Annotated in this window: 12 protein-coding genes; 9 read left to right on the top strand and 3 right to left on the bottom strand. The window is 49.2% G+C overall.

Features of this window, described 5'->3' with window-relative positions; genetic code table 11:
* Positions 1-40: 40 nt before the first annotated feature.
* The 5 genes from KG631_RS00430 (at position 41) to KG631_RS00450 (ending at position 4,994) form a co-directional block, all read left to right on the top strand.
* Positions 41-586 carry a pseudouridine synthase gene (locus tag KG631_RS00430; protein ID WP_213994807.1) on the top strand — a complete coding sequence of 182 codons (546 nt, stop codon included), beginning with the start codon at positions 41-43 and terminating at the stop codon, positions 584-586.
* Positions 587-710: 124 nt separating this feature from the next.
* A complete protein-coding gene (mnmA, locus tag KG631_RS00435; RefSeq protein ID WP_213994699.1) occupies positions 711-1,814 on the top strand; it encodes a tRNA 2-thiouridine(34) synthase MnmA in 1,104 nt (367 codons plus the stop codon).
* 2 nt (positions 1,815-1,816) lie between these two features.
* Positions 1,817-2,446, top strand: coding sequence for a high frequency lysogenization protein HflD (hflD, locus tag KG631_RS00440; protein ID WP_213994700.1), 630 nt, complete (start codon positions 1,817-1,819; stop codon positions 2,444-2,446).
* 15 nt (positions 2,447-2,461) lie between these two features.
* Entirely contained in the window at positions 2,462-3,835 is a 1,374-nt protein-coding gene (purB, locus tag KG631_RS00445) for an adenylosuccinate lyase (protein ID WP_213994701.1), read from the top strand.
* Positions 3,836-3,839: 4 nt separating this feature from the next.
* Positions 3,840-4,994: a cupin domain-containing protein gene (locus tag KG631_RS00450; protein ID WP_213994702.1), complete on the top strand. Its 1,155-nt coding sequence runs from the start codon at positions 3,840-3,842 to the stop codon at positions 4,992-4,994.
* Between the two features lie 97 nt (positions 4,995-5,091).
* On the opposite strand, the gene KG631_RS00455 is transcribed toward KG631_RS00450, so the two are convergent.
* Positions 5,092-5,541, bottom strand: coding sequence for a DUF4826 family protein (locus KG631_RS00455; RefSeq protein WP_213994703.1), 450 nt, complete (start codon positions 5,539-5,541; stop codon positions 5,092-5,094).
* 119 nt (positions 5,542-5,660) lie between these two features.
* Between KG631_RS00455 and KG631_RS00460 the strand changes: the two genes are divergently transcribed.
* Positions 5,661-6,812, top strand: coding sequence for an amino acid dehydrogenase (locus KG631_RS00460; RefSeq protein ID WP_301003506.1), 1,152 nt, complete (start codon positions 5,661-5,663; stop codon positions 6,810-6,812).
* 69 nt (positions 6,813-6,881) lie between these two features.
* Here the strand turns inward: KG631_RS00460 and KG631_RS00465 are convergent, their stop codons facing one another.
* Both KG631_RS00465 and KG631_RS00470 read right to left on the bottom strand, forming a co-directional pair.
* Positions 6,882-9,197 (bottom strand): acyl-CoA dehydrogenase, encoded by a 2,316-nt coding sequence (locus KG631_RS00465; RefSeq protein ID WP_213994704.1) that lies wholly within the window; start codon positions 9,195-9,197, stop codon positions 6,882-6,884.
* Positions 9,198-9,208: 11 nt separating this feature from the next.
* Complete coding sequence (locus KG631_RS00470; protein ID WP_213994705.1) at positions 9,209-9,883, bottom strand: TetR/AcrR family transcriptional regulator; 675 nt, start codon at positions 9,881-9,883, stop codon at positions 9,209-9,211.
* A 469-nt stretch (positions 9,884-10,352) separates the two neighbouring features.
* On the opposite strand from KG631_RS00470, the gene KG631_RS00475 reads away from it, so the two are divergent.
* The 3 genes from KG631_RS00475 to upp all read left to right on the top strand — a co-directional run bounded on the left by KG631_RS00475 (position 10,353) and on the right by upp (position 15,043).
* Positions 10,353-12,956, top strand: a complete 2,604-nt coding sequence (locus tag KG631_RS00475; protein ID WP_213994706.1) for a TonB-dependent receptor — start codon at positions 10,353-10,355, stop codon at positions 12,954-12,956.
* 136 nt (positions 12,957-13,092) lie between these two features.
* Positions 13,093-14,361, top strand: a complete 1,269-nt coding sequence (locus KG631_RS00480; protein ID WP_213994707.1) for an HD-GYP domain-containing protein — start codon at positions 13,093-13,095, stop codon at positions 14,359-14,361.
* Positions 14,362-14,416: 55 nt separating this feature from the next.
* The gene (gene upp / locus KG631_RS00485; RefSeq protein ID WP_213994708.1) at positions 14,417-15,043 is read left to right on the top strand and encodes a uracil phosphoribosyltransferase; all 627 of its coding nucleotides are present in this window, start codon (positions 14,417-14,419) and stop codon (positions 15,041-15,043) included.
* Positions 15,044-15,077 lie beyond the last annotated feature (34 nt).

Raw genomic sequence — 15,077 nt, forward strand, 5'->3', positions numbered from 1 at the left:
TAAGCCAAATAGCAAAAAAAACAATAGGACCAAGGTCGAAATTCCATTATTGGTATTGTTCAATAAACCTTACGATGTACTTAGTCAGTTTACCGACAACAGTTCGCCAGCACGCGCAACCCTGGCTGATTATATTTCGTTAAAACAGGTATATCCTGCTGGCAGGCTGGACCGCGATAGTGAAGGCCTGCTACTACTGACCAATTGTGGTCAGACCCAGCACCAGCTTAGCGACCCTAGACACAAAGCCCCGAAAACGTATTGGGTACAAGTAGAGGGCGACATTACTGAACAGGCGCTGGCGCAGTTGCGACAAGGAGTCGTACTAAAAGACGGCCCTACCTTACCGGCTGTAGCCGAACGGATGGCTGTACCAGAATTATGGCCACGTACACCGCCAGTCCGTTACCGGGCTAATATTCCGACCAGTTGGCTTCGCCTGACAATCACCGAAGGCCGCAACCGCCAGGTCAGGCGCATGACTGCTGCGGTAGGTTTTGCCACACTGCGCCTGGTGCGCAGTCAGATAGGCCAATGGCAGCTGGCTGACCTGCAGCCGGGTGAATACCGGGTGGTTCAGCTTTAAGGCTATTGGATCAATTGCCTTGGCTGACGCATAAGCGGCAGCCATGCTGGCGATAACGATTTTTAACCGCTTAAATTAGTGCTATACTCCGCGCCTCATTTTTTGTCACAACCAGTGTGGTGCAATGTCAGCTAACAGCAGTAAAAAAGTCATCGTCGGCATGTCCGGTGGCGTAGATTCCTCAGTATCAGCCTACTTATTAATTCAGCAGGGTTATCAGGTTGAAGGCCTGTTTATGAAAAACTGGGAAGAAGACGACAATGACGAATACTGTGCCGCAGCTGAAGATATGCAGGATGCCCAGCAGGTATGCGATAAACTGGGCATCGTGCTGCACAAAGTAAACTTTGCCGCCGAATACTGGGATAATGTGTTTGAGTATTTTCTGGCTGAATACCGGGCAGGCCGCACCCCAAACCCGGACATTATGTGTAACAAAGAAATAAAATTCAAAGCGTTTCTTGAATTTGCTGCCGAAGCGCTGGGTGCAGATTATATTGCCACCGGCCACTATGTCCGCCGCCGGCTGCACAATGGTCACTGGCAACTCCTTCGCGGTTTAGATAACAACAAAGATCAAAGCTATTTCTTATATACACTGGGGGAGCAGCAGGTAGGCCAAACCCTGTTTCCGATTGGTGACCTGGAAAAACCAGCCGTACGGGCTATTGCTGAGCAGCAGGGTTTAGTGACCCACAATAAAAAAGACTCTACCGGTATCTGCTTTATTGGTGAGCGTAAATTCAAAGATTTTCTGCAACAGTATCTGCCAGCACAACCGGGCGATATCGTTAGCATTGACGATGGCCAGTTACTGGGCCGGCACGACGGCCTGATGTACCATACCCTGGGGCAGCGTAAAGGGTTAAAAATTGGTGGCTTGCGCGAAGGCAGTGATGACCCCTGGTATGTCGTCGGCAAAGACTTACAGCAAAACCGGCTGCTGGTTGCCCAGGGCCATGACCACCCGGCCTTGCTGGCCAATGGCCTTGTTGCCAGTCAGTTAGACTGGGTTGACCGCAAAGGGCCAGAGCAACCGTTACGTTGTACGGTGAAAACCCGCTACCGGCAAACTGATATCAGTTGCACCCTTACTCCACTGGCTGACGGCCAGGTGAATGTGGTATTCGACCAGCCACAAAAAGCCGTTACCCCGGGTCAGTCTGCAGTATTTTATCTTGATGACGTCTGCCTTGGCGGCGGCATTATCGACAAGGCCATTAAATAATTATGCAATCGTCTTTATCCACCCAAATTATTGCACTGGCCGGTTTAAGCCAGGCTATCCGTTTACTACAAAGCCTGGCCAGACAAAACAAACTGGAGCCAGAGCTGTACCAGACCACCCTGGCCAGTATCGCTAACCTGAATCCCGACACACCATTGGCAGTTTATGGTAACGATCTGAATAACATACGTAGTGGTTTGCAGACCATGATCAGCCAGCTAGGTGATAACGCAACAAGAGATGTCGAATTTACCCGTTATCTGGTGGGCGTGCTGGCGCTGGAGCGCAAACTGAATAAAAACCGCGGCAACATGGCCGAGCTTGGCAAACAGCTTGGGCAGCTGGAACGTCAGCTGCAACATTTTGCGGTGACTGATGAGACTATTGTTGGTCGTCTTGCTGATATTTACAGTGAATGTATCAGTAGCCTGGGCAGCCGTATTCAGGTTTATGGTACGCCCGATGTACTGAAACAAACCGCAGTGCAACAAAAAGTCCGGGCGCTGTTACTGGCAGCAGTGCGGGCCGCAGTGCTCTGGCGCCAGGCGGGTGGCAGCCGGCTGAATTTTATTTTTCAACGTCGTAAATTGGTTGCTGCTGCTAAGCATATGCTGGCACAAACCACATCTTAAACTTCAGGAGTTTTCATGGAACTTAATGCCCTTACCACCATATCCCCGGTTGACGGCCGCTATGGTAGCAAGACAGTTGAGCTACGCCCGTATTTCAGTGAATTTGGTCTGATCAAATACCGGGTTACTGTTGAAGTACGATGGTTACAGCAATTAGCAGCCACAGCAGCCATTACTGAAGTACCGGCGCTATCTGAGCAGGCGAATAAACTACTTAATGATATCGTTGCCAATTTCAGCCTGGCAGATGCCCAAAGAGTAAAAGACATTGAGCGCACTACCAACCATGATGTCAAAGCCGTTGAATACTTACTGAAAGAAAAAGTCGCTGATAACAGTGAACTGAATGCCATCAGTGAGTTTATCCACTTTGCCTGCACGTCAGAAGACATTAACAACCTGTCGCATGGTTTGATGCTTAGCCAGGCCCGCAACGAGGTATTATTGCCACAATGTGATGCCCTGCTTGCTGCTATAAAAAATCTGGCGAACGAACATAAAACCGTGGCCATGATGGCACGAACCCATGGCCAGCCTGCTTCACCTACTACCATGGGTAAAGAAATGGCCAACGTGTACGCCCGTTTAAAACGCCAGCGCGACCAAATTGCCGCGGTTGACATTATGGGCAAGATTAATGGTGCGGTAGGCAACTATAACGCCCATTTATCAGCGTACCCTGAACTTGACTGGCATCAGTTTGCCGAGCAGTTTGTTACCAGCCTTGGCTTGAGCTTCAACCCCTACACTACCCAGATTGAACCGCACGACTACATCGCCGAACTGTTCGACGCTGTCGCCCGGTTTAATACCATTCTGCTGGATTTTGACCGGGATATCTGGGGTTATATCGCGCTGGGTCACTTTAAACAAAAAACCGTAGCCGGTGAAATTGGCTCCTCTACCATGCCACATAAGGTCAACCCGATTGATTTTGAGAACTCGGAAGGTAACCTCGGTATCGCTAACGCGCTATTTAACCATTTGTCGGCCAAATTACCGGTTTCGCGCTGGCAGCGTGATTTAACAGATTCGACCGTGTTACGTAACCTTGGTATGGGTTTTGGTTATACCCTGATTGCTTATCAGGCGACATTAAAGGGCATTAGCAAACTGGAAGTGAATGCTCCTGCCCTGCTGGCCGAGCTTGATGCCAACTGGGAATTACTGGCCGAGCCGGTGCAAACGGTAATGCGTAAGTACGGCATTGAAAAACCGTACGAAAAACTGAAAGAGCTAACCCGTGGCAAACGGATTAATCAGGCTGATTTAGCCCGCTTTATTGACACCCTGGAACTGCCTGAAGCGGTAAAAGCCGAGTTAAAACGATTAACGCCAGCCAACTATATTGGTGATGCCGTTGCCTTGGTAGATAAACTGGCGGAATAACCTTATGTATACACTAAATTTTGCCGACCTGACCCCGGCACGGTTTTTAGCCGAATTCTGGCAAAAAAAGCCACTCTTGCTAAAACAGGGATTTAAGCAGTTTACCGATCCGCTGTCCCCCGATGAGCTGGCGGGGCTGGCGCTTGAAGAAGAGGTCGAATCGCGGGTGGTACAATGCAGCAATGGTGACTGGCAACTTGAAACCGGCCCTGTTACCGACTTTAGCCGCTTTGGTGAGCGCGACTGGACAATTTTAGTCCAGGCGGTAGATCACTGGCATGCTGAAGCGGCTCAGCTGCTTGAACCCTTCAGGTTTATACCAAACTGGCGAATAGACGATTTAATGGTCAGCTTTTCTACCCCTGGCGGCGGCGTCGGACCGCACCTTGATCAGTACGACGTGTTTATTATTCAGGGCCAGGGCAAGCGGCACTGGCGGGTCGGTATGCCAGACAGTCGCCTGGAACAGTTCTGTCCACACCCGAGACTTTTGCAGGTTAGCCCGTTTAACGCCTGTATCGATGTGATAATGGAGCCTGGCGATATATTGTATATTCCACCGGGCTGTCCGCACGAAGGTATTTCGCTTGAAAACAGTTTAAATTATTCCGTCGGCTTTCGGGCTCCCGCCCAGAAAGACTTACTGACCGGACTGGCTGACTACTTAATTGATAACGACATCAGCGGTCAGCGCTTTAGCGATCCTGGGCGGCCGGTTAGTCAGAGTATTGGCGAGCTCGGTAGCGCCGATCTGGCTCAGGTGAAACAATTGCTGCAACAACTGGTCAGTGATGAACAGAGCCTGCCTTTGTGGTTTGGCCAATACATCAGCCGGGCCAAGCATGAGCTGGATTTGCAGGAACCTGATCCGCATTACCAGGCTGATGAAATAGCTGAATATCTGGAAGAAGGCTCTGTGCTGAGCCTGACCGGTGGCTTACGCTGTTGTTATCATCAGGCGCGGGCTGGGGCAGATATCGCGTTATTTATTAATGGTGAGCAATACCTGCTGCCGGGCAACGAGCTTACCACGGCTAAACTGTTGACCGAGCAGCGAACCCTTGATGAGCAACAATGCCGCCATTTTCTGGCATTACCTGAGCGTCTTAGCTTATTAGTGCATTTAATTAATTTGGGTTACTGGCATTTTACTGAGTAAACCTCTGCTGTAGTCACCGCCATTCCCCTCTGTAACTCTGATAAAAAAACCGCACTTAGTGCGGTTCTTTTATCATTTGTATTCTTTTTTTTACAGTTTAACGGTTAGTCTGACCCTGCCATAAACTGTCATCTTCAAATAACTCATATAAGCCCTGAGCACGAGCCACCAGCAAATTTGCAAAATCCTGCTGGGTTTTGTCGACAGAGTCACTACTAACAATGTTCTCCGCTTTTAATTGCCAATTTAGCGAGAACGACCGCATTGCATCACGGGCCGTTGGAGCAGCAGAAAACGGCATATGATCGGTAGGTAAATCACCACTAATTACCCAGTACGACTTTTTATCCCGGGTGTTAAGTTTCCAGATGGCGACCAACGGCGGCAAGTAACAGCTTTCAGTAACCGCGACGTTATCGGGAATAATACCTTTGCCGGCAAGATATTGATTCGCAGCCTGATACTGATTCCTGACCCACTCTGCGCGTTGTTTCTCTGCGATAGCATCTTGCTCTTGTTGCTGTGCCTGAGTTAACTGCTCACTCATTTTATTTGCTTCCAATTTAAATTTAACGTTCTGATCCCGGTACTTTAAGGGAGTCTGATATCACAATCAAGCCGCGGTGTTAATTGTCGACAATTTACTTGTCTGACCAGCTATTATTTTTGGCGAAACATAGCGTAACTGATGGTGAAATGTTACATTCCGCGGCGCAAAAAAGTGGCGAAGTGCCACTCATTAACAGCCAGATTAAACCCGAGGGAGAATCAGACGTGGCAGTATTTAATCATCCTGAATTCGATAACCATGAGCAAGTGGTGTTCTGCAGTGACCAGGAAACTGGTTTGCGGGCAATAATTGCTGTTCACAGCACCCGCTTAGGCCCCGCCGTTGGTGGCTGCCGCTTATGGAACTATGCCTCTGATGAAGAAGCCATAGTTGATGTATTAAGGTTATCCCGCGGTATGACATACAAAAATGCCATGGCTGGTCTGCCGTTGGGCGGCGGTAAATCGGTAATTATCGGTGATGCGAAAACCATTAAATCTGAAGCCTTATTCCGGGCGTTTGGCCGGATGTTACAAAGGCTTGGCGGCAGTTATTACAGCGCCGAAGATGTCAACATTACCACCGGCGACATTATGCAGGTGCACAAGGAAACGCCTTTTGTTGCGGGTTTAGAAGGTAAAAGTGGTAATCCGGGCCCTTTCACTGCACTGGGCACGTATCAGGGTATCAAAGCGGCGGCGATGCATAAATTTGGCTCAGCCGATTTAGCTGGTAAAACCGTTGCCGTGCAAGGCCTGGGGAGTGTCGGCTATGGGCTGTGTGAATATTTACACCAGGAAGGTGCCAAACTGATTGTCACTGATATTAATCAGGCTTCAGTTGAACGCGCGGTGGCTCAATTTGGTGCGATTGCCGTTGGCTTACATGGCATTTATGCAGTTGATGCTGATATTTATGCTCCCTGCGCCCTGGGTGCAACGCTAAATGATGAAACTATTGCACTGCTGAAGGCTAAAGTGGTAGCCGGCTGTGCTAATAACCAGCTAAAACAAGCGCGCCACGGCGAAATGCTGCGCCAGCGTGGTATCTTATATGCTCCGGATTATGTGATTAACGCCGGCGGTATTATTAACGTCGCTTGTGAAATGCGCCCGCAAGGCTACGATGCAGCTGACTCTACTGCCAAAGTTAACCAGATTTATCATACCCTGTTGAACATTTTTCAGCGCGCCGATGAAGAAGGTAAACCAACCAGTGACATCGCCGATGTGATGGCGCAGGAGATTATCAGTCGCGGCCAGCAATAGATTTTAGGCTAGCAAACAAAAAACCGGAGTACCTACTCCGGTTTTTTTATTTACAGATGAACATCGCGCTCAAGCAGCGTTTTGCTTATTTATTGTCGTTGCAGACAATATTCCCGGTTTAAAGCTATCAACCGAAATTGATTTAAAGCGTAACCGGTTCATTTCAGTTAACTGCACCGCCTCAGCATCACTGATAACCTGCTTTGCCAGCGCCAGATCAATGGTTTCAGCCAGTGGCAGCTTACGAGCAAGTTTGCCATCCCGCTGCGCCTGATAAATTTTCTTCATTACCGGTTGCGCCTTGTGCATCGCAACAAAAGCAGACTCCATCAGGCCGGTGGCATCATCTTCACCCTGGCCAATAAAACACAGATGGGTTAACCGATCACGGATCACGCCTGGCTTAGCCAGCGCGGTACAGATTGCAATTGCAATGTCATCATCTGGCATTTTGTAGCCAATACCAAACGGGAATACCAGGGTGCGGATAACCCGGGCGACAACCCGGCTTGGGAAGTTTACCAGGAAACCATCAAATGCCTTGCCAATTTCAAACAATGAGCGCTGCACGCTGTAGTGCACAAATGGCAGATCGGCTTGCTGACGGCCATTGTCCTCGTAAAATTTCAGTACCGCGGAAGCAATATATAAGTGACTTAACACATCACCCAACCGGGCAGATAGCATTTCTTTACGTTTTAAATCGCCGCCTAACATCAGCATCGACACATCGGCACTAAGCGCCAGTGCCCGGCTCATCCGGCTTAACTGTTTGTAGTAACGGGCCGTCTCTCCCGCCACCGGTGCACTATTAAAGGCACCTGCAGTTAACCCCTGCCACAACGCAGCGAAGGTGTTACCCACAGCAAAGCCAACATGACTTAGCAGTAACTTATCAAACTGCTTCAGGCCTTCGTCCGCATCAGGGTTGGCCGCAGCTTCCAGCTCTGCCAGCACATAGGGATGGCAGCGGGTGGCGCCCTGACCGAATATCATCAGGTTACGGGTCAGAATGTTCGCTCCCTCTACGGTAATTGAAATCGGGATCCCCATATAACCATGTGCCAGATAGTTCATCGGTCCACACTGAATGGCACGGCCAGCGTGAATATCAAACGCATCATTTAACAAGGTCCGCGACATTTCTGTCATATGGTATTTAGCAATGGCGGTGACCACAGATGGGCTCAATTTTAAGTCAATAGCACCGGCGGTCATCACCCGCATCGCTTCCAGGGTGTAGGTATAAGCGCCAATCCGCGCCATGCCTTCCTGAACCCCCTCAAACTTACCGATAGACATACCAAATTGCTGGCGGACATAACCATAGGCACTGGTCATCCGGGTTGCTAAATGGCCGGTAGCTGTTGCCAGCGCAGGCAATGAGATACCACGCCCGGCTGATAAACACTCGACCAGCATCCGCCAGCCCCGGCCAGCATAGTCCGGACCACCAATAATCCAATCGATTGGGATAAATACATCTTTACCGTAAGTCGTCCCGTTCATAAAAGCCATATTCATCGGAAAATGACGGTCGCCGATTTCCACCCCTTGATGGCTGGTAGGAATAAGGGCACAGGTAATACCCAGCTCTTCTTTATCACCCAATAACTTTTCCGGATCATAGAGTTTAAATGCCAGCCCTAATACGGTAGCCACCGGGGCCAGGGTAATGTAACGCTTATCCCAGTTAAGTTTGATCCCCAGTACTTCCTTGCCTTCAAACTCACCTTTGCAAATGACTCCGGTATCCGGAATACCACCAGCATCAGAGCCCGCTTCCGGGCCGGTCAGGGCAAAACAGGGGACATCGGTGCCATTGGCCAGGCTTGGCAGCCAGAAATCTTTTTGCTGCTGCGTGCCATAGTGCATCAGCAATTCGCCCGGACCCAGCGAGTTTGGCACCATCACTGTGACCGCCGCTGTTAAACTGCGGCTGGCAATCCTTGAGACAATGGTCGAATTGGCAATAGCAGAAAATTCACGGCCGCCATAAGCTTTGGGAATAATCATCGCAAAAAAGCCTTCGCTTTTTATGTAATCCCAGACGTCTTTCGGCAAATCCCGGTCTTCCTGCACAATCTTATAATCGTCCAGCATGGTAAGCAGGGTTTCTACCTGATTATCCATAAACGCCTGCTCTTCTTCAGACAACTCAGCTTTAGGAATACTGTGCAACTTCTGCCAGTCAGGTTTCCCCTTAAATAACTCGCCATCCCACCAAACATCGCCCGCCTCCATCGCTTCGCGCTCGGTGTCAGACAGCGGCGGTAAGATTTTTTTAAATACCGCAAATACCGGTTTACTGATTAAACTGCGCCGGATATCGGTCACCCCAAGTACCACGACCACAGCCAAAACCAAAATTAACAATATTTCCATAACAGTTTCCTTTAAGTACCTGAGCGCAACTGCTGCTGAGGTTGTGAACGAGTAGACACCGGCGCGGCAATACCTGCGGCCAGATAAGGCAACAGACGTTGAATAACACCTTCAATATCAACTTCTTCGCTGAAATCGGCTTCGGCTATTTCGGCAAGCGCCTCGTTTGAGGCCATAGTAAAAACCACTGTACCCAGCGAAAAATGCAAGCGCCAGAATAGCTCGCTGGCCGGCAACTGAGGACAGGACTGCTGTACCAGCAAGACAAATTTATCCAGTACGCGGCCATAGTTATGATTGATAAACCAACGCAGATGGCCCTGAACATCAGTATAGCCCCGCCCCAGTAGCTGCAGAAAAATCCGGGTACCATTGTTATGTACTGAATTAAGTTCAAGCAAGGGTTTCACAAAAACGGCCAATACCTGCGTCAGGTTATTGGGTTGCTGCACGGCCAGCAATCGACTGAATTCCTGGTCCAGCCGGGCCATCAGCACCCGCAAATAACGTTGCAGCACGGCCTGGATTAACTCTTTTTTTGAACCAAAATGATAATTTACTGCAGCTAAATTGACCTCAGCCACACTGGTTATCTGGCGCAGTGATGTATCATTAAAACCGGTTTCAGCAAACAGGCTTTGCGCTGCATCCAGAATTTTTTGTTGAGTATTTTGCTTCGCGACCATGCTCACCGCACATATTTAAACAGGTGTTTGAAATGTACGTTTGAATATCCGGCATGTCAAGTGGCAAAGCGCTTACTGGTCTGACATCATTCTGTAATTTTATTTAAATAGTTCTTTTGACAAGACTAATTCAGCAGCCCCTTACTGCTGAAAAAAAACGCTTGACATTATTTGGTCACTGAGCGAACTTTGCTGTCATATTAATCAACCGGAGAGTAGCCTGATGCAAAAATGCGCCCGCAATCATTGTTACTATTGCTCTCCGTTCTACCTGTCTGAATGGTTCAATAATTAGTTCTCCCTCTGCGTCAGGCAGAGGCTTTCCCGTAGTGCATTTAAACCAATTCCAGTATTTTGCTGCCTTTAAATCGCCTGCGGGGTGTGACTACCCGTTTCTGCTTTGACGCACTTTTCCCTTTTTTAATCAGATTGCCGTTAAAGGCAACGTTTGTAATCCAGAGGAATGTGTATGTACTTTAAAGCAAAAATGAAGCTCTCCACCCTAAGCGCAGCCGTTATAGTAGCTGCGACCGGCCAACAGGCTCTTGCCGCTGAGGAAACCCGCGCCGAAGAGCAAAAAATTGAAAAAATTCAGATCACCGGCTCCCGCTTGAAAGGTGTGGATATGGAGGGGGCTAACCCGGTACAGGTATTCAGCCGGGAAGACATGGCAAAACGTGGCTATGACAGTGTCGGCTCTTTCCTGCGTGACTTACCTCAGGCGTCCAGCGCCGGTACCTTTACCGAAAATGGCGGGGTCGGCGGTGCAGATGGAGCGCCAGCAGGTTCATCGGGCGTCAGTCTGCGGGGTCTGGGCAGCAGTTCTACGCTGGTACTGGTGAACGGTCGCCGGGTCGCGGTAGATTCTTTTACCAATGGTTTTGATTCCTTTGTTAACGTTAACGCTATTCCGATGTCTGCATTAGAGCGGGTAGAAGTGCTGACTGACGGGGCTTCATCCGTGTACGGTTCTGACGCTATCGCCGGGGTAATCAATTTTATTCTGCGTAAAGACGTAGAAGGCCATGAAGTGTCAGTGTCCTATGGTGATGACACCAAAAGCAGCAATTTTGGCCGCACCAATCTGACTTACGTTGGCGGCTTCAACACAGAAAACAGCAATACCACGCTGGTAGTGGACTACTTTGATCGCAATGCGCTGTTTAACAGTGACCGGCCAATTGAGGTAACCTTAACATCCAGCACCCGGGTCAGTATCGATGGCGCCGACTATGCTGAACCGTGGTGTGGCGATGATGTCAGTAGCGGTGGCACCCGCTGTCGCTATGATTACGTTATAGAACGGGCCATTCAGCCCGACACTACCACGCTTGGTGCCACCCTGCACCACAACTACCAGTTAAGCAATGGCAGTGAATTCTTTGCTGAAGCAATGTTTCAGAACAATACCGGTTCGGCTTATGACTCTGCTGCGGCGTTTGATGTGCGGGTAGCAGGTGATTCACCGTTGGTACCTCAGTGGGCCCGTGACATTGATGCTGAAGATGGTGAAGTAAACCAAATCCGGGTGCGTTCGCGGTTTCCGGAAACCCGGATCCAGGATTACGACACCACCAGCTATCGTCTGTTAGCGGGGTTGCGCGGTGAACTCGGCTTATGGTCATGGGAAGGCGCAGCGACTTACGGTAAAACAGATAATGAAATCACTCATGTACAGGGTTACATGGGTATTGATAAAGTCAATGACGCCATCGCTGACGGCAGCTTCAACCCGTTCAATTTAGGTCGGGATAACAGCAGCAATGCCATTGCCGCCGTGCGCGAGCTGGCGCCACGGGTTGGTGAATCAGAGGTATTGTCAGTTGACTTTAATATTGCCGGCGATTTAGCCATTGAATTACCCGCGGGTAATATCAGCGCGGTATTCGGTGGTGAATTCAGAAGCGAAGACATTTTTGACCGCCCTGCTCCGGTAGCCCAAAATGGTGGCGTATTCGCACTGGGCGCCAGTGACGCAGCAGCCGATCGAACCCAATATGCAGCTTACGGTGAATTTAATCTGCCACTGACTGATAACCTGGATCTGATTGCAGCGCTTCGCTACGATCATTACAGCGATTTTGGCGGCGATACTAACCCTAAGTTATCCCTGCGTTACCGGGCAACAGATGACTTAGTGGTCAGGGCTTCATGGAGCACTGGTTTCAGAGCGCCATCACTGTCACAACTTGGCGCGGGCGAATCACTAAGCTCAGCATATATTAATTGTGGTGTTGGCCAACCGTTTGACGCACTGTGTGGCGATTTCGGTGCCTCGGCAGGTGAGCTGGAGCTCGATCAGGAAACGTTAGGTAACCGCGGACTGAATGCTGAGAACTCAGAAGCAGTGAACGTCGGCTTCTCCTGGAACCTGACAGATAACCTGCAAGTTACTGCAGACTACTGGCGTTATGAACATACTGATATCGTCGATGTTGATGCTAATACCACCTTAAAAGCCTGTATTGCCGGCACGGCACCTACAACCAATAGTATTGACGCGTTAAACGGTGAGTTTGGTTGTGTGCTGGATGCGGGTGATGATTTAGTCTTCTTACGAACCGGTTTCTTTAACGTTGGCCGGCAGGAAACCGACGGGGTTGACCTGAAAGTTAACTACCAGCTAAATACTGACAGTCTCGGTACCTTTAAACTGTTTGCTGCCGGCACTAAAACCTTTTCCTATGAGCGCCAGATTAATCCTGAAAGTGGCACAGACGACTTACTGGGTAAATTAAGTGGTGCTAATGAAATTGCCCGGCCAGACTTTGTTGCCGACGTTGGCGCAGACTGGAGCCTGAACAACTGGACAGCCAGTTTATCAGCGCACTATATCAGTGAACTGGGTGACGGTGACTTTAAATTTGGGGGTAATGAAACTGTCGATGCCTGGCTGGTTTTCAGTGGCAGCGTGGGTTACGAGCTGACAGATAGCCAACGGCTACTATTAACGGTGCGTAATCTGACCGATGAAAAACCACCGTATGCGTCATCACCAACCAATGGCTATGCCAGTTCAGTGCACGACTGGACCGGCAGTCTATGGACAGTTCGTTACACCATCAACTTCTAAGCTGACCCGGCAAAATACTGATCCAACACAACAAGGGGGCTGAAAAGCCCCTTTTGTATGAGTTAATGCTGGCGCAGCTGCTTTTCCTTACTTAAACTGATTAATACTGTTGCTGTCCCTCAAAACGGAGTCGTCTTTGTCTGCGCTGAAAATAAAACCTGATCAAGTTAAGTTAGGCTATGCGATAAAGCTCCCCAGCGGCTGGATGAAGCACCCTTTCCTATCCAGCAATATGCTGGTTGAAAACCAACAGCAACTTCACATCGTTAAAAATCTGGGGCTGGATTATGTGTATTTTTATCCTGAAAAAAGTAAACAGATAGCTGTTAACAACTATTCCACGAGTTTGTCTGAAGAACAGGAAATTGAGTTTAACAGTAAAATGTCCGAAGCGCAGGCAGCGATGCTTAATGAAAAAATGCGCCGGATTGAGCAGGCGAAAGCCCACCGACGTGATATTCAGAAAACCGAAAAAGCCTTTAACCACTCGTTAAATCAGGTACGGGATCTGATGAGACAAGTAAGTGGCCGCCCCCTTAATGCCATTACCGAGGCAAACCAGCTTGTTAGCCAGCTAGTCGACACCATCGTTAATGCAGAAAGCCTGGTCCTGCATTTAATTTCCTCGGGCAATAAAGACCAGGAAACTCTGTATTACCATGTGCTGAACGTTTCTATTGTTAGTATGATGCTGGCCCGCAACCTCGGTTTCTCTGCGGCTGCCATTAAAATAATTGGTATTGGTGCGCTGTTTCATGACATCGGTAAGCTAAAAATACCCAGCCAGATTTTGCGCAAAACGACACCATTAACCGGCCCCGAACAGAACTTGTTAAAAATGCATACCAAATACGGTACAGATTTAGTCGGGCTGGCAGATACTTTCCCGCTTGAAGCCTGGCCGGTAATAGAACAGCATCACGAATACCTGGACGGCACAGGCTATCCTAAGGGTCTAAGCCACGAGCAAATTAATAAACTGGCGCATATTGTCGCGGTAGTGAACGAATTTGATAATTTGTGTCACCCGGTCGATCCAAGCAAAGCCCGCTCACCGCATCATGCTCTGGCCTACCTTTACCGCAGTATGAAAGGCAAACTGGATGACAAAACCATGCGGGTCATGATTAAAATGATGGGCGTTTATCCACCGGGTACCGTGGTAATGTTAAGCGACCAGCGGATCGCTATGGTAATGTCGGTTAACAGTGATAGTTTATTGCAACCCAATGTAATGATTTACGAGCCGGAAGTGCCACGACTGGAAGCACCGGTCATCAGTCTGGACAATGATGAGCTGAGCATCAGCAAAGTGCTGACAATAGCAAGTTTGCCAGAACGAGTCAGAGAATACCTGAACCCCAGAGCACAGGTAAGTTATTATGTTCAGGGCAAACCAGGCTAAGCAGACGGTGAAGCGGACGGCAATAAACTAATAATAAAAATATGGAGAGCACCAGATGCACGTAACCGAAGTAAAACACCCGCTGGTTCAGCACAAAATCGGTCTGCTCAGAGCCGCTGATATCAGTACCAAACAATTCCGGCAGCTGGCCGGTGAACTGGGTAGCTTATTAACCTATGAAGCCACCAAAGATTTACCGACTGAAACCACCAGCATCGAGACCTGGAATGGCGAATGTCAGATAGAGCAAATTCAAGGTAAAAAAGTCACTATAGTACCCATTTTAAGGGCTGGTTTAGGCATGCTGGATGGCGTGCTGGATTTACTGCCCAGTGCCCGGATCAGTGTTGTTGGAATATATCGTGACGAAACTACCCTGCAACCCGTGCCTTACTTTCACAAACTGGCGGCAGACTTGGATCAGCGTCTGGCATTAGTGGTAGACCCAATGCTGGCGACCGGAGGCTCGATGATTGCAACCATTGACTTGTTGAAAAAACAAGGTTGTCAGCGCATCAAGGCACTGGTACTGGTAGCTGCCCCGGAAGGTATCAAAGCCCTTGGCGCAGCCCATCCAGAAATTGAACTTTACACTGCAGCGATAGATACAGGTTTAAACGAACAGGGTTATATTTTGCCGGGGCTGGGTGATGCCGGAGATAAGTTATTTGGCACCCGTTAAACTCGCTTGCCTACGCAGCTAAAACATGGCACTT

Source organism: Arsukibacterium sp., assembly GCF_018402695.1.
In the GTDB taxonomy this organism is placed as follows: domain Bacteria; phylum Pseudomonadota; class Gammaproteobacteria; order Enterobacterales; family Alteromonadaceae; genus Alishewanella.

Excerpts from the sequence above, each read along its gene's own strand:
- KG631_RS00475 (WP_213994706.1), top strand. The coding sequence starts at position 10,353 with ATGTACTTTAAAGCAAAAATGAAGCTCTCCACCCTAAGCGCAGCCGTT.
- KG631_RS00470 (WP_213994705.1), bottom strand. The coding sequence starts at position 9,883 with ATGGTCGCGAAGCAAAATACTCAACAAAAAATTCTGGATGCAGCGCAA.
- KG631_RS00450 (WP_213994702.1), top strand. The coding sequence starts at position 3,840 with ATGTATACACTAAATTTTGCCGACCTGACCCCGGCACGGTTTTTAGCC.
- hflD (WP_213994700.1), top strand. The coding sequence starts at position 1,817 with ATGCAATCGTCTTTATCCACCCAAATTATTGCACTGGCCGGTTTAAGC.
- purB (WP_213994701.1), top strand. The coding sequence starts at position 2,462 with ATGGAACTTAATGCCCTTACCACCATATCCCCGGTTGACGGCCGCTAT.
- mnmA (WP_213994699.1), top strand. The coding sequence starts at position 711 with ATGTCAGCTAACAGCAGTAAAAAAGTCATCGTCGGCATGTCCGGTGGC.
- upp (WP_213994708.1), top strand. The coding sequence starts at position 14,417 with ATGCACGTAACCGAAGTAAAACACCCGCTGGTTCAGCACAAAATCGGT.
- KG631_RS00455 (WP_213994703.1), bottom strand. The coding sequence starts at position 5,541 with ATGAGTGAGCAGTTAACTCAGGCACAGCAACAAGAGCAAGATGCTATC.
- KG631_RS00465 (WP_213994704.1), bottom strand. The coding sequence starts at position 9,197 with ATGGAAATATTGTTAATTTTGGTTTTGGCTGTGGTCGTGGTACTTGGG.